This window comes from Gluconacetobacter diazotrophicus PA1 5 (assembly GCF_000067045.1).
In the GTDB taxonomy this organism is placed as follows: Bacteria; Pseudomonadota; Alphaproteobacteria; order Acetobacterales; family Acetobacteraceae; genus Gluconacetobacter; species Gluconacetobacter diazotrophicus.
In genome coordinates this window covers 1,599,026-1,622,932 of record NC_010125.1, presented here as the reverse complement: position 1 = coordinate 1,622,932, position 23,907 = coordinate 1,599,026, and the positions used below count along the sequence as shown (strand labels likewise).

The window sequence follows — 23,907 nt, the reverse complement described above, 5'->3', positions numbered from 1 at the left end:
TTATGAAAACGAGGAATATAGATAGAAATAATAAAAATACATATCGGCGGAACGATGGCAATTTGTGTACGATTTTGCGGGAAATCGTGCCGCGTGGTCCGGATATTCGAGGTTGGACGCGGACGAACTGTGATCCAGAATGGAATTAACGGCAAAAGCCCATTTTATATTCATGAGATGCATCTAAAATTTTTGTTATGCCGCACGTGACGCATCTGAGGTTGAAGCGGAGCCTCCCGATCTTTCATAGTCGGCGCATGATGTCTCTTGCCCCCTCAGGCGCGCCTCGGTGACCAGTGGGCAGCGTTCCCTGTTCGGGCTGGCGGGCATCATCGCCCTTGCGTTTGCCACCGAAATGAACGAGCAGGTTTCGGCACAGGCGCTGCCGGATATCGCGGGGGCCCTGGGCCTTAGCCGCGACCCGCAGCGCTGGTTTTCCTGCCTGTATATCACGGCTGAGATCGTGGGGATGTCGGTTTCACCCTGGCTGGCCGTCACCCTGACGTTGCGCCGTTTTTCCCTGGCGGTCCCCTGGCTGGCCGTGCTGTCCTCCAGCCTGATTCCGCTGACCGGCAATCTGACGCTCCTTTACATCCTGCGTATCTTCCAGGGGCTGTCCGGTGGGTTTACCGTTCCGCTGCTGATGACGACGGCCCTGCGGGTGCTGCCGCCGCCCATCCGGCTTTACGGCCTGGCGGCCTATGCCCTGACCGCCACCTTTTTTCCCAGCCTGAGCACGGCCTTTGCGGGCCTGTGGACCGATCTGGTCGATTGGCGCTTCGTGTTCTGGCAGTCCATTCCGCTCTGCACGATCGCCTTCGTCCTGCTCTGGTATGGAATGCCCGTCGAACAACCCCGGCACGAGCGCTTCTGGCGTTTCGACTGGCAGGGGTTCCTGCTTGTCCTGATCGGAATGGGCGCGTTTTCGACCATGCTGCAAATCGGCGACTGGATGGACTGGTTCAACAGTCCGGCCATCTGCGTCATGGCGTTGCTCAGTGGGGTCTGCATTCCGCTTTTCGTGCTGAACGAATGGTTCCATCCGTTGCCCCTGTTCAAGTTCCAGCTTCTGGAACGACGGAATTTCGCCTACGGCGCCAGTACCCTGCTGACATTCATGATCATCTCGCTGTCATCTTCCGCCCTGCCGGCGGATTTCCTGCGTGAAGCCGCCGGATACAGGCCGGAGCAGACCTATCCCATCACCCTGGAAATCGCGGCGATCCAGATCGTCATGCTGCCGCTGATGGCGGTGCTGCTGAACCGGAAAGGGGTGGATTCCCGTATCGTCAGCCTTATCGGCATGGCCTGCATCCTGACGGCCTGCATCGGGGACTTCTTCGTGACGTCCAACTGGAACCGGGACCAGTTCTATCTGTGGCAGGCGTTTCAGGGCGTCGGCAACGCCATGATCGTCATGCCGTTGCTGATGATGTCCACCAATGCCCTTGTCCCCGAGGAAGGGCCCTTTGCCTCCGCCATGGTCAACACGCCCCGCGCCGTGGCCGAGGCTGTGGGGATCTGGCTGATCCAGCTTGTCCATCGCGAGCGCGGCGCGCTGCATTCCGACCGTATCACCGACCGGCTCGGCCAGGATCGGTTCCAGCTTGTCCAGAGCATGAATCCGGTGCTCCAGCGACCCGCCGCGCTGACGCCGGACGGGCTGCCGGCCTTTCCCGGCAGCATGACCGCCCTGCACGCGCAGGTCACGCGACAGACCGCGACCCTGACCTACAGCGACGACTGGCTCATCATTGCCGGGATCGTGGTGTGCCTGATGGTGTGGGTTTGTGTCCTTCCGGTCCGAACCTATCCCCCCCGTATCGTGTTCCAGTCGAAATAGTCCGCGGACGCCCGCCTGTCCCCGTCGGAAGCAGAAAGGAAACATCGCCGCATGGCGGATGAAGACCGGAACGGAAACCGTGGTCACACGGACAGCAAGCAGAAGCATGGCAGTCCCGTCATGCGCGGGCTCTTCATTGGCGGAGGTGCGGTCGTCGTCGTTTTCATCGCTGTCGTCCTCGCCATTATTTTCGTGCCCACACGCCGCGTCTGGACCGATGACGCCTACGTCACCGCCCATTACACCGTCGTGGCCCCCCGCGTGTCCGGGCAGGTCGTCGCGGTGAATGTGACGGACAACCAGTCTGTCAAGGCGGGCCAGGTCCTGGTGGAACTGGATCCGCGCGATTACCGGACCGCGCTGGACCAGGCCCGGGCCACCCTTGAACGGGACCGCTCGCTGGTGCAGGACGCCGCCAGTGCCGTGACGCGCCAGCCGTCGATCATCGACGAAAGCGTCGGGGCCGCCGCCCGTGTCCGGGCCCAGCTTATCTTTGCCCGCCAGAACGCCCAGCGTTACGCCAACCTGGCGCGGACCGGCGCCGGTTCGACGCAGGAAAACCAGCAATCCACCGCAACGCTGCGGGACATGGAGGCGAACCTCCAGTCGCTCGAGGCCCGCGTCGCCGCCGCCCGGGCGCAGCTTCCCATCCTGCAGGCCCGCCACAAGGCCGCGCAGGCGACGGTGGACCTCGATAATGCCAGGGTCCGCCAGGCCGAGCTCAACCTGTCCTACACCCGTATCCGCGCCCTGGAAGACGGCATGATCGGCGAGCGCAGCGTCCAGATCGGCAACTACGTGTCCCCCGGCGCGGCGCTGATGGCGCTTGTCCCGCTCGACCAGATCTGGATCCGCGCCAACTACCGTGAACTGGCCCTGCGCCATATGCGCCCCGGGCAGCCCGTCCGGATCCACGTCGATGCCTATGACGTCACCCTGAACGGGATCGTGGACAGCATTCCCCCGGCCTCCGGCGCGGTTTTCGCCCCCATCGCGCCGGAAAACGCCACCGGCAACTTCACCAAGATCGTGCAGCGCCTGCCGGTCAAAATCATCCTCGCTCCGAACCAGCCCCTGGCGAAGCTGCTTCGTCTCGGCTTCTCGGTCGAAACGACGGTCGATACCGGCTTTGCCGATGTCGTGGGCGCGCAGGGGCACGATGCGGCCGCGACCGTCACCGGCCGCGAGGGTGCCGGCCCATGAAACGGGCCGTCCCGCGTGTGGCCGCGTTCGCCCTGCCGCTGGCCATCGCCCTGGCAGGCTGTACCGTCGGCCCGGCCTTCCACCGCCCCCGGATCGACGCCCCGCCGGCCTGGGGCGCCGAACCGAAGGCCGGAAGCCAGACCTATGCCGGCGCCATCGACACCCGGTGGTGGCGCAGCTTCGACGACGCGGAACTGACCGGCCTGGTGGACCGGCTCGGCCGGCAGAACCTCGACCTCCAGATCGCGGCCCAGCGAATCCGTGAAGCGCGCGCGCAGATGAAGGCCGTCGCCGCCGCCGGACTGCCGCAGGCCAACTGGTCGGGTTCCTACGCCTATCGCCAACTCAGCACGCACGGCATTTTCTCGCTGGCCGAACCAAGCCCCGGCGCCAGCCTGAACTTCAACCTGTACAGCAATGTCCTCAGCACCAGCTGGGACCTGGACCTGTTCGGCGCCATTCGTCGCGGGGTCGAGGCCCAGCGTGCCGATCAGTCCGCCGCCCTTGCCGCCCGCCGTGCGGCCGCCCTGGCCGCCGTCAGCGACCTTGCCGCCAGCTACATGCAGCTTCGCGGTGTGCAGGCGCAGCAGGTCATCCTGCAGTCCAACATCGCTCTCGCCCGGACCAATCTGCAACTGGTGCGGGACCGCTTCGCCAACGGGGTCGCGGCGAACCTCGATGTCTCGCAGGCGGCTGCCCAGCTTGCCAGCATGGAATCCGGCCTGCCCGAACTGGAAAATGCCGAGGCCGCCCTGATCAACGCCATCGGCCTGCTTCTGTCCGAGCCACCCCGCGCGCTGGAAGGCGAACTGAAAAACCGGTCGCCCCAGCCACGCCTTCCCGTCAGTGTTCCCGTCGGCCTGCCTCTGGACCTGACGCGTCGCCGGCCGGATATTCTGGAAGCCGAGGCACGCCTTCATGCCGCCACGGCGGAAGTGGGCGCTGCCATCGCCGCCTTCTATCCGGACATCACGCTTGCCGGAAACATGGGCACGGAATCCTTCGCGGCCTCGGATTTCTTTTCTCTTCCCGCCAAGCAGTTCAGTGTCGGCCCCACCCTGAACGTTCCGGTCTTCCAGGGCGGGCGGCTGATCGCCAGGCTGGCGTTCCGCAAGGCGGCCCAGCAGGAAGCCGTCCTGACCTGGCGCAATACCGTCCTGAACGCCTGGCGTGAGGCCGATGATGCCCTGACCGCCTATGCCAAGTCCCAATCCACCCATGCCCTGACCGAGCAGGCCCTGCTGCAGGACCGCGCCGCCTACACGGCCGCACGGCAACGCTACGGCGAGGGGGCGACGGATTACCTGAACGTCGTCGCGACGCAGGCCGCCCTGCTGTCCACCCAGTCCGCCCTTGCCGACAGCCAGACACGCTCGGAAACCACGCTCGTGGCCCTGTATCGTGCGCTTGGCGGGGGATGGGAGTATGCCGAGCCGGGGCGATAGGGTTTGTTCTACGGATCGCTTCGCTCGGCCGCGCTCGCCGCGCGAATGCCGGCGAATTCCGATCCGGGTTTCCACTGGGGCCAGGTGTGCGAGAACGCGACGGTCCGGCCGACCTGATAGACCAGGGCGGCATCTTCCGCCGCGCCGCGCAGGTCCCAGTGCAGGTCCCAGGTGTCGCAGGGCTGGTGATAACAGGCGGCGTAGGCCTTCAGCCATGCCGCGCCGGCCGGGATGCCGCCGGACAGCAGGTCGTAGGGGCCGGCCATGCCCATGATGGCCACGACGGGCACGCCGGCATGGGCGAAGGGCAGGTGGTCGGCGCGGTAGAAGGCACCGCGTTCGGGCCTGGCCTCGGGCTGCGTGACGCGTCCCTGCGCGCGGGCGGCTTCCGTCAGGTCGTCCTGCAACGTGTCCTGTCCCGCGCCGATGATGAAGGCATTATGGGCCGGGCCGGCGGTCTGCAGGACGTCGATGGTGAAGTTCGCCGCTGTCCTGGCCAGTGGTGCCAGCGGGTGGGCGGCATACCACGTCGAACCCAGCAGCCCGCGTTCCTCGGCGGTCCAGGCGGCGAACAGGACCGTCCGGTCCGGCCGATGCCCGGCCTTGAACGCGCGGGCAATTTCCAGGATCGCGGCAATTCCCGATCCGTCATCCACGGCGCCGTGCCGGATCACCTGCCGGCCCTGTGCGTCCGTGCCGACGCCGAATGCGTCCCAGTGGGCCCCGTACATGACCGTCTCGTCGGGATGGCGGGCGCCGGTCAGCTTGCCGATCACGTTGCGGCTCTGCAATGTCGCGGTTTCGACCGGCAGGTCTGCCGTCAGGGTCGTACCGGGCAGCGTGACCGGATGGAAATCCGGGTCGCGCGCCTTCACGCGCAGCGCCGCAAGGTCCAGCCCCGCGCGGGCGAACAGGCGGTGCGCGGCGTCGCCCTCCAGCCAGCCTTGCAGCGGCACCGGCTTGTTCGCATCGCCCTGCCGCACGATGTCGAAGGCCTCGCCGCCCGGCGCGATGACCGTGGTCCATGGATAGGACGCGCCCGGCGTGTCATGCACGATCAGGGCGGCGATGGCACCGCGTCGGGCCGCTTCCTCGTATTTGTAGGTCCAGCGGCCGTAATAGGTCATCGTCCGGCCGCCGAACCGTCCGGCCACCGCCTCGCCCGGTCTGGCGTCGAAATCCGGATCGTTGATGAGGAAGACGGCAACTTTTCCCTTCAGGTCCACGCCCTTGTAATCGTCCCAATGGCGTTCGGGCGCGTTCACGCCGTACCCCACGAAGACCATCGGCGCCGCGTCCACCCTGATGCGTGTGACCGGCGACAGGGTGGTCAGGTAGATGTCCTTCTTCAGCTCCAGCGCCATCGGCGCCCCGTTGATGGTGGCGTCCAGCCGGGCCGGGGTGCCGATCCGGGTCCGCAGCAGCGGTACGCTCTGCGTCCAGCCGCCATTCTCGCCACCGGGTTCCAGCCCGATGTCGCGATACTGGGCGATCAGCCAGTCCACGGTCTTCGCCTCACCGGCCGTGGCGGGCGCGCGCCCGGCGAACGCGTCGGACGCCAGCGTGCGGATGGTGGCCGACATGCGGCCGGGGTCGATCGGCGCCCACGGGGACGCGGCATGCGCGGGGGACGCCGCCGCCAGAAGCATGGCGGATACAAGGGCGGCGCGCGGACGATGGGGGGGCATGGAACGCATTTCCGATCAGGCTGCGGGGCAGGATACCGGGCAGACTATCCGCATTGACGCGGGCGGCAAGCCTGGCCGCCACCCGTTTCAGGCGGCGCCGAACAGGTCGGCCAGCCGGCGCTGGGGGGTGTCGGGCGCAAGGTCCGCCGCACCGTGGCGCATCCGTGCGCGAAGCTGCTCGCTCAGCGCCGCGTAGCGCAGCCGGACGTCGCGCATCGCCGCGCCGACCCCGGGGGCCGCATGAAGACGGTCGAGCTCGCGGTCCATGTCGGGCATCCAGGCCTGGATGCGGGTATCGTGCACCATGGTGTCCGACCCGTGCTGCTTGAGGAACATGGTGGCGAATTCGGGATCGATTCGCTCCGGGTCCATGTCCTGTCGCATCTGGTGGTCGCCCCGGTTGCGCGAGAATTTCCAGACGAATTCCTCGGCCGATTTCAAAAAGTAATGATTGATCCAGGCCAGGTCGGTCTCCGGGGCTTCGGAAAACGACGCGCCGTCGGGGCTGCGATGCAGGCCGCCCGACGCGGTGCGCGTCACGACATGGTCGCGCGGGTCGAAGGCGGGATGGTGGGGGTGGGCGTGGATCGGCAGGTGGCTGCGGACCATCGTCTTGATATGCGGGTCCTGCCAGGGCAACCGGTGTACGATCCGCTGGATCAGCTTCTCGTCGGTGCGGAACACGGCGCCGCTGGAACCGAAGACCAGCCAGTTCAGGGCGATGGCATCGACCGGGCGGGCATCCTGCCAGGCGACGAAATCGCCGATGGAGGCGAAGCGCCGCGTGTCGAAGGCGAAGAATTCGTCCAGGTCGATCACCAGCGTCCAGCGATTGTCCAGGACCTGCGGCAGCATGCCGAATGCGTGGCCATAGGCCTTGGGCTGCGCGGCATGGCCCTGGCCGAGTTCGCTGCGAATCCAGCCGATCAGCCCGGCTTCGGACAGGGCGGCCAGCAGCGCGTCGGACCCGTCGTCGTTGTTGTTGCTGTAGATGAAGATATCGCCCACGCCGATGGCGCGGTGATAGGCGATCCATTCCAGCAGGTACAGCCCCTCGTTCCGCGCCGTGGCCACGATGGCGACGTCCCGCCGGGGCCGGACGATCCGCCGGGCAGCAGCCCCGCACAGATGCGCGAACGAGGTGCAGGTCCCGTCCAGCCCTGCGGTGGCCAGGGAATCATAGGCGGCGGGAATGTCGGTCCGCGTCAGCTTCGGCCGGGCCTCCAGCCATGCCGCCAGGTCGGGCAGGGCGTGGCAGGCGAACAGGTCCGTGGGAAAGAACCGCTGCATCGTCCGCCGCAGGGCCGGGTCGTCCAGGATGCGCCGTGCCATCCAGTCGATTTCCGCGCGGGGCAGGAAGCGCGCGACGACATCGAACGCCATGACCCTGTCGGTCCCGATTCCGGCCCGCAGGACCTCCAGCCACGTCGCCCCGTCGGGCGGCAGGGCCGCGTAGTGCTGCACGGCTTCCAGGATCGGCAGCAGGGCCGGCATGTCGGGCAGCAGACTCAGTTCCTCCAGCCGGAACGCATAGGGCTCCGCGCCCTCGTCGCGGCTGAAGCACGGCACGGCCACCTCGCCGTCCGCCGCGTCGTCGAGGAACAGGGACAGGCCGCTGAACGGGTGGTACAGCACGATCGATCCCGCCTCCGCGCCGTCCTGGTAGCGCACGGGCAGCAGCGGATGCGGCGTGGTATCGCCGGCCACGAACAGGGGCGGGAACGTGCCGGTCGCGGAAACCAGGACGCCGATGCGCGCGGCGCAGTGCGGCAGATAGAGCAGCACCGCCCCACGGTCGGACGACGCGCGGCCGGCGACGATCTGCCCGGTCGTCGTGTCATGGCACATGATGCGGCCTGCCTGCGTCAGAATCCGGAACAACCCGACCATAAGACTGTCACGCCCCCATTTCATTGTTGTGCGCCATGGTGTGGCACAGGGGTTTACGCAAATTTAAGACCGCTCCGGAACCTGGCTGACCTGGAAAGCAAGTATTAATCAAATTCCCGTACACACCCCCTGCGATGCTGTGCGGGAGGAGTCGGTTGGAATTTTCGGTTCATGCCGAGGCCGGGATACCGGGAATGATCCTCGGACTGTCGGACGACCTGTTTCGGACCGGCGCCGAGGGGGATGTGGGCGTACTGCTCGATGGCGTGTATCGGGGGCAGGCGTCCGTCCGGCGCGAGGCCGGCCGGGTCCTTGTCGGCCTGCCGACCCATCTGCTGGCGCGCGAGGTCGATCTGCTGGATCTGCGGGACGGGCGAAGCCTTCTGAAGACGGCGTGCTTCATCCTGCCCTGTTACGAACTGACGACGGGTGCGATCACGGTATCCGGCGGCGCCATCGTGGGCGATTTCTCGGTGCGCGGACTGGACGACCATGTCCTGGTCGAATGTATCGAGAACGGCCAGGTCCTGGCGCGGGGCTTCGCTACCCGTGCCGGGGGGACGGATTACCGGTTTCATCTTCCTTTCCCCACCCTGCTGACTCCGCAGCAGCAGGTAGCCTGCCTGTTCAGGATCGCCGGCCTGTTCCTGGACGGGCCGCCCTTCCTGCTGACGATGCAGACGTTGGGCTATCTGGGTTATGTCGACCGGCCGGAACCGGGGTGCGTCACCGGCTGGGTGTGCGACATGACCATGCCGGACCGGCGGGTGGCCGTCGATCTGGTGCGCGACGGCGTGGTGCTGCAGACCGTCCTGGCGGACCGGTTCCGCGAGGATCTGCTGGCCCTCGGCATCGGGGACGGTCACGCCGGGTTTTCCTTCACGCTGCCGCATGACGGATCGTTCCGCAATCCGGCCGATGTCTCGGTCGTCGTATCCGGCGGCAGCCTGAACCTGGTCAATTCCCCCCTCATGGTCTTCGCGCCGCCGCCGTTCCGGGGCGCGTTCGACCGGCTGCACGGCATGTCCGCCCATGGCTGGGCCCTGAACATGGCGGACCCGAAAACGCCCGTGCAGGTCGAGGCCGTCTGCAACGGCCAGGTCCTGGCCACGGCCACCGCGCGGCTGTTTCGCGGCGACCTGCTGGATGCGGGTCTGAACGAAGGTTTCTGCGCCTACAAGATCGACATCGGCAAGCAGATCCTGGATCTGCTGGGGCAGGAGATCCAGGTCCGCATCGCCGGCCATCCCGACCTGGTCCTGACGGGTTCGCCGCAGGTGGCGACGCAGAACCCCAACCTGCTGCGCTACCTGAAGCCCGCGCGCGGGATGAATCCGGCCTTGCTGCCGCGCCTGCGCCGGACACTGGATCACCGCGTGGGGCCTTTGCGATTATCCATCGTCATGCCGGTGTACAATACGCCGCGCGACTGGCTGGTCCAGGCGATCGAAAGCGTCCTGGCCCAATGGTGCGGACGGTGGGAACTGATCTGCATCGACGATTGTTCGACCGCGCCGCATGTGGGCGCGGTGCTGCGCGCGTACGCGGACAGGGACCCGCGCATCCGCGTGCTGACGCCGCAGGTCAATGGCGGCATCGCGGTTGCGACCAATCTGGGCCTGCGCGCCGCGCGCGGCGATTATGTCACATTCCTGGACCATGACGATGTCCTGGAACCCGATGCGATCTACCACCTTCTGAAGACGGCGCGGGAGACGGATGCCGATTTCATCTATTCCGACGAGGCGACGACCGACGAGAACATCGACAGCATCGCGGACGTCAAGGCGCGGCCCGCCTTTTCCTATGATTACTATCTGTCGCACCCGTATTTCGTGCATATGCTCTGCGTCCGGCGTCGCCTCGCCCATGAAATCGGCGGATGGGACGAACGGATGGCGATTTCCGCCGACGTGGATTTCGTGCTGCGCGTCCTGGCCCGGGCCGCCAGCATCGCCCATGTTCCCCGAATCCTGTATCGCTGGCGGACCCATGGCGGCAGCACAGGCCATGCGAAGAAGAAAGCGGTGATGGAGGCGACATGCGCCGCCATCCAGCGGCACCTGGACCAGGCCCACCCGGGGGCGATGGTGTCCGCCGGGTTGGGGTTCAACCAGTTCCGTGTCGACTGGCCGGCGACGGAAGGGAAAATCCTGATCGTCATCCCGACGAAGAACAAGGCCGACCTGGTGCGTGTCGCCATCGACTCCATCGCGCGGACATCCGCCGGCGCGGACTACCGGATCGTCGTCGTCGATCATGATTCCACCGAGCCCGAATCGGTCGCCTATTTCAAGTCGATCCGCGATCGCTGCACGGTCATGAAATATACCGGCGAATTCAACTATTCCCGCATGAACAACCTGGCCGTCCGGAAACATGGCAGGGACGCCGATTTCATCCTGTTCCTGAACAACGATATCGAGGCGATCACCGACGGGTGGCTGGACAGGATGCGGCGGCTGGCCCATCGGCCGGAGGTCGGGATCGTCGGTGCCCTGCTGCTCTATCCGGACCGGCGCGTACAACATGCGGGCGTCATCATGGGATTCAATGGATCGGCCGATCATGCCTTCAAGTTCGAGGATGTCTATCTGAACGACGGAAACCAGAGGAGTTTCGGCTATAATTGCAGCCTGACATCGGTGCGCGATTTTTCCGCCGTCACCGCGGCCTGCATGATGATGCGCAGATCCGTCTTCGATCAGGTGGGGGGATTCGACGAAACCCTGAAGGTCGGGTTCAACGATACCGATTTCTGCCTGCGTGTTCGCGAGGCGGGGCTGAAGGTCCTGTATGACGGCTATACCGTCCTGTTCCATCATGAAAGCGCCACGCGCAGCCAGACCAGACAGGTCATGCACCCCGAGGATACCGAGCGGATGCTGCACCGGCATGGCCGGATACTGGAAGGCGGCGACCCGTTCTATAATCCCAATCTGAGCGTGACGGCACAGGATCATGTCGTGCGCGACGATAACGGATGCGGGCGGGGCCGCGTGCGCGTCACGCGCCTTTGTGCCTCGATGTAAAGCATGACGATCCTGTCGGCACCGTCTCCGGAAGATCGGCGTACGCTGCATCAGGCGCTGGAGATGTGGGACGGCTTCGTGCTGTTGCGGGAAGGCGAGGCGACACTGCCCCCCGACCTGCACGTCGCGCCGCTGGCGCGGCCGATGTGGGCGGATATGTTCGACGAACATGTCCTGACCGGGCAGGCACCGGATATCGGCTGCCATTTCCTGCGCGACGTGACCTATTGCGGATTTCTCTATCCTTTTCATCGGAACGCGCTGGTCGAGGACCCATCCCACCTTTCGCTGGTCGCGCGGCACTGGCTGTCCAGCTTTCCGTCGCATCATCCCGGAAAAAGCGGCATATCCCCGCGGTTCATCGCAGATCCGGTCCTGGCGGTCGCGGGGCCGGGCCATCGGACCTACGGGCACTGGATCATCGATTTCATTCCCCGCATCGGAATCGCCAGGCAGGTCCTGGGGCCGCATTTCAGGGACCTGAAATTTCTTGTCCTGTCCGACACCCCGGACTGGGCCCTGACGCTGCTGGAGATATTTTTCGGGATCAGGCGGAAGGATTGCATAAAATTCGTGTTCGGCGAGGACGAGTTCGTCTGCGCGCGCGCCTGCATGCCGACATTTCCGAATGCCTATCCCTTCCTGCTGCATGGGTTCATCAGGATGTTCTATCGCAGCTTCTTCCGCCCGCAGCCCGGCGGGCGCAGGATATGCGTTCTGCGCCGCACGGACAGGGAGGACGGGCGTCCCTTTCTGGACAGGGACGCCTTCGAGACGATGGCGTGGAACAACGGGTTCGAACTGATCGACCCGCTGGACCTGTCCTTCCTCGAACAGGTCCGGACATTCAGCGAGGCCTCGGTCGTCGTCGGGGAATACGGATCGGCGCTGCATAATTCCGTCTTCAGCGCCGCGCAGACGGTGTTCGGGGTCGTGAATGCGCCGGGCGTGGAACAGACTCGGCTCTGTGCGGCATTCGGCCAGCCCATCATCTACATGCCTGGGCAGCGCGAGGAAAACGGCTGGTCCCTCGACGCCGCGCAGATGCGCAGTTTCTTCGTCGAGGTGCAGCGTGTCGCCGCCGCCCGGTGAACCAGCATCCGATCCGTTTACCGGTACGGGATCTTTTCTTCTGCGTTTCGCCGCGATGGTGGCCACCGGTCTGGCGGCGTTGGTCCGCCCGGGCTTCGCGGAAGATCGTGTGATCGCCCACGCGGCCTATGGTTACGGAAATCAGGCGCAATCGCTGGGTATTTACACGAACCAATCGCCCTCCTCGGTCGAGGAGGGATGCGCCCTGGGTGGATTCGGCCGGCATATGGAAAGCCGGAGCTATGTGGCATCGACCGATCAGGTGGGACTCTGCCAGAAATTCACCATGGCCCTTCCGGTCGCCGTCCTGCGCTATGCATCGAACGGCCCGAGCGATATCTCCTTCGCGAATGACGAAAATACGAAAGTTTCACAGGAAAAATTCTCATCATTCGGTTCGGTGCCCGTCGCGGGACTCATGCCCGGTAGGGCCGTGGCCACCGTCATCACGATGGCAAATCCCCTGTCGGGGGAGCAGGTGGCCCGGCTGAGGCGCAACATGTTCGTGCAGACCTCCACGGGGTGGAGCGCGTTCGTGACGTCATGGGACCCGGACGGGCGCTGGGTCGCGGTCGATGCCTGGTGCAATATCGTCGTGGCGCCCTTGACGGTTTCCTATGTCGGATACGACCCCCGGGCGCTCAATATCGACCCGGACGGCAGGCGCGTCGGCAGCCTGACCCTGACCATCGGGGCGAATAATAGCGGGTATGGCGCGAACAGCATCGTGGAGATGCCGAGGAGCGTCTATTGTCTGTTCGGCGTCAGTTGTCAGGTCGAAGGCAGCGAGATGACGCTGATCAATAACGGCCGTCCGTTTTCACGCGACGAATTCAAGTGGTTTTCCGATAGCCCGCGGAATGTCGGCATGCTGGTCGGGGCGCAGGGACCTTATGGAAACAGTGTGGGTTATGCGGTGGCGGGCGGACGGTGGGACAAGGGGTTTATCGCAAGCGAGGGCCAATATGCCGGCTTTCTCGTCGCCCCATTCGGGGATTACGGCATGGGCGACGGCTTCATGTCCCAGCAGATACAGGGGAACGCCTTTTCGGTCAGGCACAGGGGCGGGTATGTCTACAGGGTCGACAGCGACGGGAATATCGTTACGAAAGCATCGGTACAAGCCTCAGGGTATCGGGAAATATTGACGACGCCCGCTTCATCTTCCGCACCCTGTATCCCCGGCCAGTTTACGGACGATGCGAATTATCATTATGTTTGCGTGGCACGGAATGTCTGGAAAAGGGTGATGCTTCACACCTGGTAGGAAGACGACGGGATATCGGCATTCCCAAGCCCCCATCGCAGGAATGCGGGATCGACCTCATAGGATTCGTGGCCAAGGTCGGGGCGCATGGTCCCGAAAACATATCCGATCCTCTGGTGGCAGGCGGCTGCAAGCCCGGTCTGTAAAAACCCGGGTGATGTCAGCGTTCCTCTCAGGCATGTTATGGTCGCGTGTGGGGGCGAGAAGATGCTCGTATGGAGCCCCGATCCGTATTCTCCGGCAATGTGGGTCGCGGTGGCGAACAGGCGGATCTGTTCCTCGACCGGCATATGTTCGGGAGCGATGAGATCATATCCGAAATCGACGGCGATCGATTCCACCTCGGGCCTGTTCAGGAGGGCCCTGTGGGACGATACCCTGGTCCTGGAAATGAAGATCTTTCGCCGGTCCGGTTTTTCCTGTGGTCCAGAAGTGGAAAATCGGGATTTGATCCAGTCGCAATAACCGGAAAACATCGGATGCACCAGCGGCGCGGCCGTCAGGTTGACCGGGCAGAGCAGGGCGCCGATGGACAGTATCTCCTCGCGGTGGTCGAATGGCGCAAGATGCGCGTCGTCCAGGCCGCACTGCCGGATCAGGCGCAGGGCATAGTCCGGCAGGTCGCGGGGGACGATCCATTTGAGGCGGGATGGATCGATGCCGCAGCAGAGAATGGAAAAGATGCGCGGCAGGAAATCGCTCAGCCAGTGGCCCCATGTTCGCCATCCCGGTCCGTAGAGCAGGACGCAGGGGCCGTCGAGATGCCTGACCGGGATGGGACCCTCCTCGGGCAGGGCCCATGCCAGGACATCCTGGCAGTGGGGCGGCATGACGTTCATTTCCTGGCACATGACCTTGCGGCCGTCGCGCAGGATAATGCCATCATAGGTCAGGTGGCAGCGTTCGATGCTGTAGTAGCCGATCCTGTGTACGGATGTTTTGTGGAACATCTCGCGGCACAGATGGGCAGGAATGTCGCCGAACAGGAAGTTCGGGGCGAGGGGGAGCACGTCTCGTACCCCTGATAGTTCGAAGAACGAGATTCCGGGCGGCAGGCTTTCCGCATGGGTCAGGTCGAGAAATCCGGATGACAGGATGTCGTTTTTGTAGAAACCGGATCGTGTCATGAATGGCCCGCTCCACCGTGGCGGGGTCAGGGTGGGGCAGGGGGGCTTAATAAAGGTTGAAGGACCTTCTCTTCTTTTTCTGAAGAAAAAGAAGCAAAAAGACTTTTATCCGTTTTGGGGCGTCGTATGTCTCCGGCACATGGTCCCCAGACGAATCAAAGTTTTTTGGTTCTTTTTTTCAAAAAAGAACGCCCCTCCTCAATCCTGGAACGCCCGCGCCAGGACGTTCTGCTTCTCCAGCGACACCGGCAGGGCGGAGGCGGTCACCCCCACGCCCTGCCAGCCGGCACCCATGGCGGTATAGAGGTCGATGGCATCCTGCAGGCGTTCCAGCCGCGCCACGGCCTCGGCGTTCTCGGCGGCCAGGGCGGTGCGCTCGGTGGTCAGCACCTCCAGGAAGCCCACCAGCCCGGCGGCATACAGCTTGCGCGCCCGGTCGCTGGCCAGCCGGCTGTCCTCGGCGGCGCGGTGCAGCAGTTCGGTGTGCTCCACGTCGTCATGCCACGCCGCCATCGCGTCCTCGACCTCGCGGAACGCGCCCAGCACCGTCTGGCGGTAGGTCAGGCGGCTGGCTTCCGCCGCCGCCTGGGCGGCGCGGATCTGCCCGGTCAGCTTGCCGCCATGCATCAGCGGCAGCGACGCCAGCATGAAGAACTGCCAGCTCAGCGCCCCGGCCTCGAACACCTGGTACATCGCCGACGCGTTGGGGTTGAAGTTCAGCGGAATGGCGAAATTCGGATACATCTGCGCCACCGCCACCCCGATCCGCGCCGTCGCCTCGGCATAGGCGCGCTCGGCGCGGCGGATGTCGGGCCGGTTGCCCAGCACGATCGAGGGCACCGTCGCCGGGAATTCCGGCACCTGGGGCAGCGGCCGCGCCACCTTCAGTTCGGCCTCGGTGGTGCCGGGCACCTGGCCCATCAGCACGTCGATGGCGTGGGTGATCTGCGCGATATGGGTGCGCAGCGGCTCGCGCGCCGCCTGCTGGGCGTCCAGCTCGGCCTTCGCCTGGGCGATCTGCAGCGTGTTGCCCACGCCCTCCAGATACAGCCGCCGCGTCAGGTCGTAGGCTTCCTGCGCCACCCCGATGTTGCGGTTCGAGATCTCCAGCCGCAGCTGGGTGTCGCGCAGCACCATGTAGTCGCTGACCAGCGACGACAGCATGGTCATCAGCACCGCGCGCCGTTCCTCGACATTCTCCTCGACCGCGTGTTCCGAGGCCTCGACCGCGCGGCGGATGCGGCCGAACACGTCGATCTGCCAGCTGGCGCTGACGCCGTAGGACAGGTACGACGCCCCCGGCCGGTTGGCCGGATTGCCCGGGCGCAGCGGCCAGTTGTCCACGTTGATGGAATAGCGGCTGTCACCGTCGGTGGTGTTGGCATCGACCTGCGGATACCAGGCGGAGGCCTGGACGTCGCGCAGCGCGCGCTCGGCCAGGATGCGCTGGCCGGCGATCTGCAGGTCGTAATTGCCCGCGATCGCCCGGTCGACCAGCCGGTCCAGCTCGGCGTCGCCGAAGCGGTGCCACCAGTCCTTCAGCTCGGCATTGGTGCGGGCGATTTCCGCCGGCGTCGCGGCATGCTCGTCCTCGGCAAAGCCCGGCGGCAGCTTCATCCGGTCCGGCTGGTAGCGCGGCCCCACCGTGCACCCCGCCAGCATCGTGGCGGCCAGCAGCATCAGCCCGGCCCGGTGGAATGTGCGTCTCGTCTTCATGCTCATGATCGCGCGGGGGGCCTTATAGATGGTCTTGCAGCCAGGTGGTCAGGCGCCCCCGCTGGCCGCGCGACTGCGGGCCGACGGTGACGGTGCAGGTCATGCCGGCCGCCAGCGTGATGCTGTCGGGCACATGGTCCAGATGGACGCGCACGGGAATGCGCTGCGCCAGCCGCACCCAGGTGAAGATCGGGTTGACGTCCTGCAGGCCCAGCCGGTCGGGGGTGCCGTTCTGGTCGTTGATGCCGCGCGCGATGGACACGACATGGCCGGGGATGATCTGCTTGTAGCCCATCAGCTTGACGCGGGCGACGTCACCGACATGCACGCCCCACATCTTGGTTTCCTCGAAATACCCGTTCACCCAGTAGGAATCGGCGTCGATCACCGCCAGGCGCGGCTGCCCCGCCGTCAGGTAGTCGCCCACCCGCAGGTTCAGGTTGGTGATGTAGCCGTTGACCGGCGAATACAGCACCGAGCGCTGCAGGTTCAGCTTCGCCAGGTCCAGCGCCGCCCGCGCCGCATCCACCGCCGCGATCTGCGTCGCCACGTTCGAGTTGAACACCTCCTGCTCTTCCGCCGAGACGATGCCGCCCAGCCCCATGCGGCGCTTCGCGTCGTTCTGCTTCAGCTTCAGGTCCTCCAGCGCCCCGTCCAGCCGGGCCTGCGCCTCGCGGATCGCCAGCCGGAAGCGCACCGGGTCCAGCACGAACAGCGGGTCCCCCTTGTGCACGAACTGGTTGTCCACCACCGGAACCTGCACCACCGTGCCCGGCACTTCCGGCGCCACGTCCACCACATACACCCGCACGCGACCGTCGCGCGTCCAGGGGGCAATCATATACGTGTCCCACAGGGTCACGCCCATGACGATCGCCAGCGCAACAACGCTCAGGGTCAGGACCACGCGGATCAGGGTGCGCAGAAGGGGCATTGCAGGATCTCGAACCTTCCAGGGGATAGTCGTTCAGACGTACAGGATCAGCAGGCAGAGCACGCAGGTGTACAAGGCGACCTCGAACAGCGCGAGGTGCCAGAACCATTTCATGATGCCGCTCCACCACAGCAGGAAGCGGATCAGCATGGTCACCGGCAGGGCGGCGATCGCGTAGACGACGATCGGCGCCATGAACACGCCGAAGAAATTGAACTCGGTCAGCATCACGCGGCTTTCATTCCGAACGGAGTCGTTGCGGGTTGGATGGCTATGTTCAGCCTGTTATTGGCCCCGGGCATGTCGCTCGACAATTGCAGGGGGCCCCGTTTGTGGAAGAAGCCGGGCGTCGCGTCCAGCAGAAGCGACGCCTGTTCCAGGCAGGCGGCAATCCGTCGGGTGGGGACGTGCGACGCGGCCTCGCGTCCTTCGACATGGGCCATGATGTCCAGCGCGGCGGCGCGCAGGGCCAGGGCGGTCCGGTGCGGATGGCTGCTCAGATGCCGGAATGCCGCCAGCGCGGCGCGGGTGCGCGCGCGATCCTGTTCATGCACCGCGGGGTGCAGCGCCAGCCGGCGCAGGCGGGTGATCAGCCGGCCGACCGAGACGCAGACGAACGCCGCGTCGGTGGTTTCGTAAACCCGAATCGGGGGGGCGACCAGGGAAAAGCGCTGGATCATCCGCAGGATTTTCTGCATCTGCAGGTTTTCCCATACCGTCCAGTCCACGGGACGGTGAAGCGGCTGGCGGGCCAGCCGTTCGGTCGCGCGGTTGATCGACATGACCAGGCGTCCGGTATCCAGCCGGTGATCGGCCGGAAGGATCACCCGGAACACCAGCGCCAGGCCGATCAGCGCGATCAGGTAGGACAGCCACAGATTCATCAGCGACAGGTCGTCATAGGCAATCGGGTTGCGGATCTGCACCATGGCGTTGAAGAACACCGCATAGCCGAAGCCGCGCATGGCATGGCGGGGATGGAACTGGATCCAGATTCCCGGCAGCAGGCAGACCGACAGCGACAGCCACAGCAGCGGATACCCGTCGATGCGGGGCAGCATGTAGGTCTGGCAGATGAAGGCGGCCGGGATCGCGGCCAGGGTGCCGCTGGCGAACATGACGCTGGCCCGCGACGCCAGGGGACTGGTCGCCAGCAGGCACGATGCCGGGATCAGGTAGGTCAGCATGTTCGCGCCGCTCGACCAGCGGCAGACATACCACATCAGGCAGCCCAGCAGCGTCACGCACGCCCCGCGCGCGCCGTTGCGCAGCGCCGCCGGCCAGTCGAAATAGACCTTCAGCCGGATGCGGCGGATATGCCGCTGCGGCCCGACGAAATCCTCCAGCGCGGCGCGCATCTGGTCCAGGATGTCGCGTTCGTTGTCGATGAACGCGATCGTCGGCAGGTCCTCGGTTTCCTCGGCCAGTTCATCCAGCGTGGCGATGGCGGCCCGCGATGCGGCGCGCATCTGGCCGGGGTCGTCCAGATGCAGGTTTTCCGCCGGGGTGGCGGCGAAGGCCGCCATGACGTCCTGCACGATCTGCCGCGCCCGGACCGCCTGGGGGGTGCGGGACGGCTGTTCGCGCCAGACCGGGTGATGGGTGCTCAGCAGGCCCAGCAGGCGGGCCACGCCGGCGCGCAGGCCCCGGGCCCGCCGCCCGATGGCGAAATTGTCGGCGGCGGCATATTCGATCGCCTCGACCAGGGCGTTGGCCTGCGACAGCAGGCGCGCCCGCGCGTCGTAGCTGGTCATCGTCATGGCGCGGAACGACAGCGGCTGGCCGCTGTCGTCGGGCATCGGGGTGTGGTCGACCGCGGCCCCGTCATGGTCGGCGGAATGCGAAAGCTGCAGGGCGATGTTGCGCAGGGTCTGGTCCACCTGGCGCAGCACGGTCTCGGGCCGGCTGATGGTGGTGACCAGGAACACGACGGCCGTGCTGAGGATTCCGACCGTGACCGCCGACAGGCGCGACATGGCCGCCATGAAGATATGGTCGGGGGCGGCAAAGGCCGATACCGAGATCAGTACGATCGTATAGCCCGTCAGCACCGCGGCATACGCCTTGTAGAACCGCAGCAGCGTGGACACGCAGCACGCGATGCCGATGATGGTCGACAATCCCATGAAATACAGCAGGGGCGACTGCGGAAAGGCCGCCATCAGGACGATGGCCGCCGTCGCGCCGATCACGGTGCCGAAGATGCGCCAGAAGCTCTTGGACACCATCGCGCCCACGACCGGGTTGGCGACGATCAGGACCGTCGTGACCGACGACATCGGGGTCTGGAGCTGGAAATAGAAGGCCAGGAACAGCGCAAGGCCCACGGCCAGCAGCGCGCGGGCCGAATAGCCCAGCGTGGGCGCGACCGACGTCCATTCCGGAAAGGCGAAGGTGCCGAAACGCAGCAGGGACCGTGACAGGGACAACGAGCCGCCGGGCGGGATCAGCCTCATGCGACGGCGCCCATCTTCGTGGGCCTGCGGGACGAGGGGTCGCGCCGCGCGCCCAGCGCGGAGTCGATCCGGTCGAACACCGCGTAGCAGGTCTGCAGTTCATCGTCGGTGACGGTGGCCAGCAACCGTGCGGAGACGCTGTCGGCCGCCTGGCGCACCTGCTGTTCGATCGCGTGGCCCTGCCGGGTCAGGCGCACCAGATTGGACCGCCGGTCTTCCTCGTCGCGGATGCGGACGATCAGGCCCTGCCGTTCCAGCACGTCCAGCAGCCGCGCCAGGGACGGGGCCTCGATGTCCAGCACCCGCGCCAGGGCGGTCTGGCGCACCGGGGCAGGAAGCTGGCCCAGATAGAGGATGGGGCGCCACGTGGCTTCGGTCAGGCCGAAATCCCGCAGATCGTGATCGATCTGGCGGCGCCAGGCTGCTCCCAGATGGGCCAGACGACGTCCAAAGGACCGTTCCCGCACGCTACGCTCGGAGTCGTCCATCCGTGATGCTACCTGATTTCCCTGACACTGATGAGCATCCGAATGGTTCGTATGCTCACGATGATATGGATCAAGTGCACGTTTCCAGAAATGCCGGGCTGGGGCCAATGCAATTTCGGCATGGTCCCCAATCGGCAATGTCGTCTCTCGCCTTACCGGGGACTAACGATATGCTGGCGATATGCCGGGGGGGAATGCGGGCGCGCGGCGGATTGCCCGGGCGCGCGCCCGTGGACAGGCTGCCGGTGGGCAGGCTGTCAGACGCGTCCCTTGCCGCCGAAGACGGAGCGGACGATGTGCCAGATTGCCCGCCCGGCCTGGCGGCCGACAGGCCCGGCGACGGCGGTGGTGACCGCCGTCAGGGCCATGGCCTGGCGCAGTTCGTTGATCGCATGGTCGCGCTCGAAGCGCGCGCGGATTTCCGCGGGCGTCATGATCGAGCGGCGGCCCAGCAGAAGGAACAGAAGGGCCATCACCGCATCGACGGCGAAGACCAGCACCGCCGCCCACAGCACGCTGAACTTCAGCACCTGGACGGCGAAGGCCCATAGCAGGGCATGGCCGGACAGCACGGCCAGAAGGCCAAACACCCCCGCGATGACCAGGAAAGCCGCCTGCCGGCCTATGCGGACGGCCATCTGGCGGCGTACGGTCAGTTCCGCCTGGACAGTGGCCTTTCCAAGTTCGGCTATTCTCATGGTCCTCGCTTCGTCCCTCTGCTGCGTTTGGCCGGGCGCGCCTTACCGGGACGCGCGTCCGGCCAGATAGCCGATCGCGGCGACAATGGCGATGGCGACCAGAGGCTTCGCGCGCACGCGGTTCGTGACGTCCTTCATCTGATGATCCGTCAGTTCGCGCGCATTGGCAACGACATGCTCCGCCCGATCGGCGGCGTCCGCCAGCACCGGGGTCACGTGCGCGTTCATCAGGCGCTCGACCTGTTCCTTCAGCGATGTCAGTTCGTCATGGGTCGCCTTCAGGGCTTCCTGGGTGGGTTTTTTGGCCTTGCTTCGGAACACAGGTCGTATCCTTCATCCGGGTTGTCTACACTCTACCCAACGCGTCGCTCGTTCGTCAGGTTTCGGTTTTTGCATGTCTCCCTTCTCTCCACGTCTTGACGTTCGCGGACTTGTGTGTGCCCCGCTGGGGCAATCGACGCCGGCACTGACCTTCCAGATCGATCCCGGCACCTGCCTGGCGCTGCTGGGCCATCGCGCGGCCGACCTGTCCCGCGTGCTGGACACGCTGGCCGGCCACCTGCCGTGTCCGGCCGGCGATATCCTGGTCGACGGGCGGGAGGTGTCGGCGCTGGTGCCCGGCGGGCGGGGCATGGGGCTGTTCAGCGCGCGCGACCCGCTGTTCGCGCACCTGACGGTGCGGCAGAACCTGGCCTTCCCGCTGCGCGCACGCGGTCTTTCGCGCGCCGCCGCCGCCGCCCGGGTCGATGAAATCCTGGCCCTGACCGGGCTGGACGGCCAGGCGGCCCGTCATCCCCGCGATCTGGACCCCGAGGACTCGTGGCGTGCGCGCCTGGGCCGGCTTCTGGTCTTCGCGCCCCCGATGCTGCTGCTGGACGACCCGTTCGCAAGCCTGGAGCCCGAAGGCAGGCGGGCGATGCGCCAGCTTCTGGGGCGCCTGATGCGGGCGCGGGGGCTGACGATGCTTCTGGCCACCCGCGACCGCGAGGACGCGCTGCTGCTGGGCGGGCGGATCGGCATCCTGTCCGGCCGCGCGCTATTGCAGGTGGGGCAGGCGGCCGACCTGTTCGACCGCCCCGCCTGCGACCGGGTGGCCACCGCGTTCGGGGACGCCAATGCCCTGACCGGCCGCGTCGCGTGGGTGGAGGACGACCTGGCCCGTGTCCGCCTGGCCAGCGGCGCGGTGGTCGAGGCCGCGGCCGCCGGGGGGCTGGCGGCCGATGCACTCTGCACGCTGTGCATCCGCCCCGATCGCATCGCCACCCTGTTTCCCACGGGCCGCCCGTCCGAGGGCGAGGAGGGCGACCTGCCCGCGACCCTGATCGCGCTGCATCACATGGGCGACCACGTCCGCCTGCGGTTCCGCCTGGGGGACGGGCAGGAGGTCCTGGTCCGGCGCCCGCCGGCACAGACCCTGGCGGGCCTGGTGCCCGGCCGGCCCGCACTGCTGGCGTGGCAGCCGGCACATGCCGTAGCCTTTCCGTTTCGTGCTGAAATAGGGTAGCGTTCCGCCCTCGTTCTGCCCTTCGAAAGTTCAGCCCCCTGTCCGGTTCGTCCCGTCCGTCCCTCCGTCCGTTCCCGCGTCCGTCCCGGCGCCTGTTCGGGACCTTCGTGCTGTTCTGTCTCACGGTACTGGTCGGGAACGATGCCCGGGCCGGATGGCGGGCGCACGCCCTGGTTGTCGAAGGCTGGGGCGGCGCCCTGGGCAAGGCGCAGGACCAGGCCTTCTTTCGTCCCTTCGCCGCCAGTACGGGGACCGGAATCCTCCGCTATGTGTGGGATGGCGGCAGCCTGCCCGCTCCGGCGGGCCGGCATGCCTGGGCCCTGGCCCTGGTGGAGGACAGCACGGCCCGCATCGCCTGCATGCAGGGCCGCCTGCAGCGCCTGGGCGGCAGCCCCGGCAGCGCGGATGCGTGCGGCGTGCCCGCGCTGCATGACGGCATTGCCCTGGCATGGGACCGTGGCCGCATTCCGGCCGCCCCGCACTGGAGCGATTTCTGGAACATCGTCCGCTATCCCGGCAAGCGCGGCCTGCGCAAGGACCCGCGCTCGACGCTGGAAATCGCCCTGATGGCCGACGGCGTGGCGCCGTCGGACGTCTATACCGTGCTGGCGACGCCCGAGGGGGTCGACCGCGCGTTCCACAAGCTCAGCCAGTTGCGTCCCTATATCGTCTGGTGGACCAGCGCCGCGGAATCCGCGCGGATCATAGGTGACGGCAGCGTGCTGATGACCAGCGCCGCGGGGGGCGAGGTCGCGGCGTCGGCCAGTTCCGGCCACCGCGATGTCGGCCTCCAGTGGGCGCAGAGCCTGGATGACGGCCTGTCCTGGGGTGTCGCACCGGGGCTGGACAGCACGGTTCGCGACCGGGCCCGCGCCCTGCTGCATTATATGTCCCAGCCCGAGCAGATCGCGCGCTTCGCCGGCCTGTACCACGCCCGCCCCGACGATCCGTCGCTGCAGCCGATGCCGATGGACGCCGCGTTCTGGCAGGCCCATCTGCCCGGGTTGGCCAAGCGGTTCGCGGACTGGCTGGCGACGCCGTGACCGGCCTGTCGCTGGCCGGCCTGTCCTGGCCGGCCGTGGTCATCCGCCTTGTCGCAGCGGCAGGGGGCGGGGGCGTGGTGTGCGGGGCCTGCCTGCTGCTGCGTGCCGGCGGGTGGGGGCGCGTGCTGTCCGCCGGCCGGGCGGCGGCCCTGGCGCTGGCCATTCCCGGCGTGGTGGCGGCGGCACTTCCCGGCCTCGTGTCCGGTGACCCGGCGGTCCGGGCGATGCTGCAGGGATTCTGCCTGGTGCCGCTGGTCCTGCTTGCGCCGTTGCGCGCGCTGGATCGCCTGCCGCCGGGGCTGACCCGCACGGCAGCGGGGCTGGGCGCCGGGCCGGGCGCGCGGGCGCGCGGGCTGTGGCTGCCGCTGCTGGGGCCGGCCGGCCTGGTGGCGCTGGGCCTGGCGGCCGGCGGGGCGGTGCTGGCCGGTGTGTCTGGCGGGCGATAGGGCCGGCGGTCGTTTTCCTTCTCAGTCCGTGCCGG

General features: G+C 66.5%; 19 protein-coding genes. 9 read left to right on the top strand and 10 right to left on the bottom strand.

The window, feature by feature from the left end:
* The first annotated feature begins 289 nt into the window (after positions 1-289).
* The 3 genes from GDI_RS07595 to GDI_RS07585 are packed head-to-tail and all read left to right on the top strand — an operon-like array spanning position 290 to position 4,491.
* The gene (locus tag GDI_RS07595; RefSeq protein ID WP_012225036.1) at positions 290-1,843 is read left to right on the top strand and encodes an MFS transporter; all 1,554 of its coding nucleotides are present in this window, start codon (positions 290-292) and stop codon (positions 1,841-1,843) included.
* A gap of 51 nt (positions 1,844-1,894) precedes the next feature.
* The gene (locus GDI_RS07590; protein ID WP_012225034.1) at positions 1,895-3,046 is read left to right on the top strand and encodes an HlyD family secretion protein; all 1,152 of its coding nucleotides are present in this window, start codon (positions 1,895-1,897) and stop codon (positions 3,044-3,046) included.
* Complete coding sequence (locus GDI_RS07585) at positions 3,043-4,491, top strand: efflux transporter outer membrane subunit (RefSeq protein ID WP_012225032.1); 1,449 nt, start codon at positions 3,043-3,045, stop codon at positions 4,489-4,491. The genes GDI_RS07590 and GDI_RS07585 overlap by 4 nt, the downstream gene beginning before the upstream one ends.
* Before the next feature lie 8 nt (positions 4,492-4,499).
* On the opposite strand, the gene GDI_RS07580 is transcribed toward GDI_RS07585, so the two are convergent.
* Both GDI_RS07580 and GDI_RS07575 read right to left on the bottom strand, forming a co-directional pair.
* Positions 4,500-6,179 carry a M28 family metallopeptidase gene (locus GDI_RS07580; protein ID WP_041249351.1) on the bottom strand — a complete coding sequence of 560 codons (1,680 nt, stop codon included), beginning with the start codon at positions 6,177-6,179 and terminating at the stop codon, positions 4,500-4,502.
* A gap of 87 nt (positions 6,180-6,266) precedes the next feature.
* A complete protein-coding gene (locus GDI_RS07575) occupies positions 6,267-8,027 on the bottom strand; it encodes a glycosyltransferase family 2 protein (protein ID WP_157871011.1) in 1,761 nt (586 codons plus the stop codon).
* Between the two features lie 236 nt (positions 8,028-8,263).
* On the opposite strand from GDI_RS07575, the gene GDI_RS07570 reads away from it, so the two are divergent.
* From GDI_RS07570 to GDI_RS07560, 3 genes are read left to right on the top strand one after another with little or no spacing between them, the layout of a single operon-like run.
* A complete protein-coding gene (locus GDI_RS07570) occupies positions 8,264-11,101 on the top strand; it encodes a glycosyltransferase family 2 protein (protein WP_157864178.1) in 2,838 nt (945 codons plus the stop codon).
* A gap of 3 nt (positions 11,102-11,104) precedes the next feature.
* A complete protein-coding gene (locus GDI_RS07565; RefSeq protein ID WP_012225019.1) occupies positions 11,105-12,193 on the top strand; it encodes a glycosyltransferase family 61 protein in 1,089 nt (362 codons plus the stop codon).
* Positions 12,174-13,460, top strand: a complete 1,287-nt coding sequence (locus GDI_RS07560; protein WP_012553985.1) for a hypothetical protein — start codon at positions 12,174-12,176, stop codon at positions 13,458-13,460. Before GDI_RS07565 ends, GDI_RS07560 begins: the two co-directional genes overlap by 20 nt.
* Here GDI_RS07560 and GDI_RS07555 read toward each other — a convergent pair.
* The 8 genes from GDI_RS07555 to GDI_RS07520 all read right to left on the bottom strand — a co-directional run bounded on the left by GDI_RS07555 (position 13,448) and on the right by GDI_RS07520 (position 21,200).
* Positions 13,448-14,587 carry a glycosyltransferase family 61 protein gene (locus GDI_RS07555; RefSeq protein WP_012225017.1) on the bottom strand — a complete coding sequence of 380 codons (1,140 nt, stop codon included), beginning with the start codon at positions 14,585-14,587 and terminating at the stop codon, positions 13,448-13,450. The genes GDI_RS07560 and GDI_RS07555 overlap by 13 nt on opposite strands.
* Positions 14,588-14,785: 198 nt before the next feature.
* Positions 14,786-16,309: an efflux transporter outer membrane subunit gene (locus GDI_RS07550; RefSeq protein WP_012225016.1), complete on the bottom strand. Its 1,524-nt coding sequence runs from the start codon at positions 16,307-16,309 to the stop codon at positions 14,786-14,788.
* 16 nt (positions 16,310-16,325) lie between these two features.
* Complete coding sequence (locus GDI_RS07545; protein ID WP_012225014.1) at positions 16,326-17,237, bottom strand: HlyD family efflux transporter periplasmic adaptor subunit; 912 nt, start codon at positions 17,235-17,237, stop codon at positions 16,326-16,328.
* Between the two features lie 33 nt (positions 17,238-17,270).
* Positions 17,271-17,465 carry a DUF1656 domain-containing protein gene (locus tag GDI_RS07540; RefSeq protein WP_012225012.1) on the bottom strand — a complete coding sequence of 65 codons (195 nt, stop codon included), beginning with the start codon at positions 17,463-17,465 and terminating at the stop codon, positions 17,271-17,273.
* Positions 17,465-19,693, bottom strand: coding sequence for an FUSC family protein (locus GDI_RS07535; RefSeq protein ID WP_012225010.1), 2,229 nt, complete (start codon positions 19,691-19,693; stop codon positions 17,465-17,467). Before GDI_RS07535 ends, GDI_RS07540 begins: the two co-directional genes overlap by 1 nt.
* On the bottom strand, positions 19,690-20,181 hold the full coding sequence (locus tag GDI_RS07530; protein ID WP_012553982.1) for a MarR family winged helix-turn-helix transcriptional regulator: 492 nt from the start codon (positions 20,179-20,181) through the stop codon (positions 19,690-19,692). Before GDI_RS07530 ends, GDI_RS07535 begins: the two co-directional genes overlap by 4 nt.
* A 257-nt stretch (positions 20,182-20,438) precedes the next feature.
* Positions 20,439-20,879, bottom strand: a complete 441-nt coding sequence (locus GDI_RS07525) for a hypothetical protein (protein WP_012225001.1) — start codon at positions 20,877-20,879, stop codon at positions 20,439-20,441.
* 42 nt (positions 20,880-20,921) lie between these two features.
* A complete protein-coding gene (locus GDI_RS07520) occupies positions 20,922-21,200 on the bottom strand; it encodes a hypothetical protein (protein WP_012225000.1) in 279 nt (92 codons plus the stop codon).
* A gap of 112 nt (positions 21,201-21,312) precedes the next feature.
* Between GDI_RS07520 and GDI_RS07515 the strand changes: the two genes are divergently transcribed.
* The 3 genes from GDI_RS07515 to GDI_RS07505 all read left to right on the top strand — a co-directional run bounded on the left by GDI_RS07515 (position 21,313) and on the right by GDI_RS07505 (position 23,872).
* The gene (locus GDI_RS07515) at positions 21,313-22,383 is read left to right on the top strand and encodes an ABC transporter ATP-binding protein (RefSeq protein WP_231854254.1); all 1,071 of its coding nucleotides are present in this window, start codon (positions 21,313-21,315) and stop codon (positions 22,381-22,383) included.
* A 107-nt stretch (positions 22,384-22,490) separates the two neighbouring features.
* Positions 22,491-23,426 (top strand): extracellular solute-binding protein, encoded by a 936-nt coding sequence (locus tag GDI_RS07510; protein WP_012224994.1) that lies wholly within the window; start codon positions 22,491-22,493, stop codon positions 23,424-23,426.
* Positions 23,423-23,872 carry a hypothetical protein gene (locus GDI_RS07505; RefSeq protein ID WP_012224992.1) on the top strand — a complete coding sequence of 150 codons (450 nt, stop codon included), beginning with the start codon at positions 23,423-23,425 and terminating at the stop codon, positions 23,870-23,872. The genes GDI_RS07510 and GDI_RS07505 overlap by 4 nt, the downstream gene beginning before the upstream one ends.
* Positions 23,873-23,907: the final 35 nt, after the last annotated feature.

Excerpts from the sequence above, each read along its gene's own strand:
- GDI_RS07545 (WP_012225014.1), bottom strand. The coding sequence starts at position 17,237 with ATGCCCCTTCTGCGCACCCTGATCCGCGTGGTCCTGACCCTGAGCGTT.
- GDI_RS07570 (WP_157864178.1), top strand. The coding sequence starts at position 8,264 with ATGATCCTCGGACTGTCGGACGACCTGTTTCGGACCGGCGCCGAGGGG.
- GDI_RS07580 (WP_041249351.1), bottom strand. The coding sequence starts at position 6,179 with ATGCCCCCCCATCGTCCGCGCGCCGCCCTTGTATCCGCCATGCTTCTG.
- GDI_RS07540 (WP_012225012.1), bottom strand. The coding sequence starts at position 17,465 with ATGCTGACCGAGTTCAATTTCTTCGGCGTGTTCATGGCGCCGATCGTC.
- GDI_RS07525 (WP_012225001.1), bottom strand. The coding sequence starts at position 20,879 with ATGAGAATAGCCGAACTTGGAAAGGCCACTGTCCAGGCGGAACTGACC.
- GDI_RS07585 (WP_012225032.1), top strand. The coding sequence starts at position 3,043 with ATGAAACGGGCCGTCCCGCGTGTGGCCGCGTTCGCCCTGCCGCTGGCC.
- GDI_RS07530 (WP_012553982.1), bottom strand. The coding sequence starts at position 20,181 with ATGGACGACTCCGAGCGTAGCGTGCGGGAACGGTCCTTTGGACGTCGT.
- GDI_RS07590 (WP_012225034.1), top strand. The coding sequence starts at position 1,895 with ATGGCGGATGAAGACCGGAACGGAAACCGTGGTCACACGGACAGCAAG.
- GDI_RS07555 (WP_012225017.1), bottom strand. The coding sequence starts at position 14,587 with ATGACACGATCCGGTTTCTACAAAAACGACATCCTGTCATCCGGATTT.
- GDI_RS07535 (WP_012225010.1), bottom strand. The coding sequence starts at position 19,693 with ATGAGGCTGATCCCGCCCGGCGGCTCGTTGTCCCTGTCACGGTCCCTG.
- GDI_RS07565 (WP_012225019.1), top strand. The coding sequence starts at position 11,105 with ATGACGATCCTGTCGGCACCGTCTCCGGAAGATCGGCGTACGCTGCAT.
- GDI_RS07550 (WP_012225016.1), bottom strand. The coding sequence starts at position 16,309 with ATGAGCATGAAGACGAGACGCACATTCCACCGGGCCGGGCTGATGCTG.
- GDI_RS07575 (WP_157871011.1), bottom strand. The coding sequence starts at position 8,027 with ATGTGCCATGACACGACGACCGGGCAGATCGTCGCCGGCCGCGCGTCG.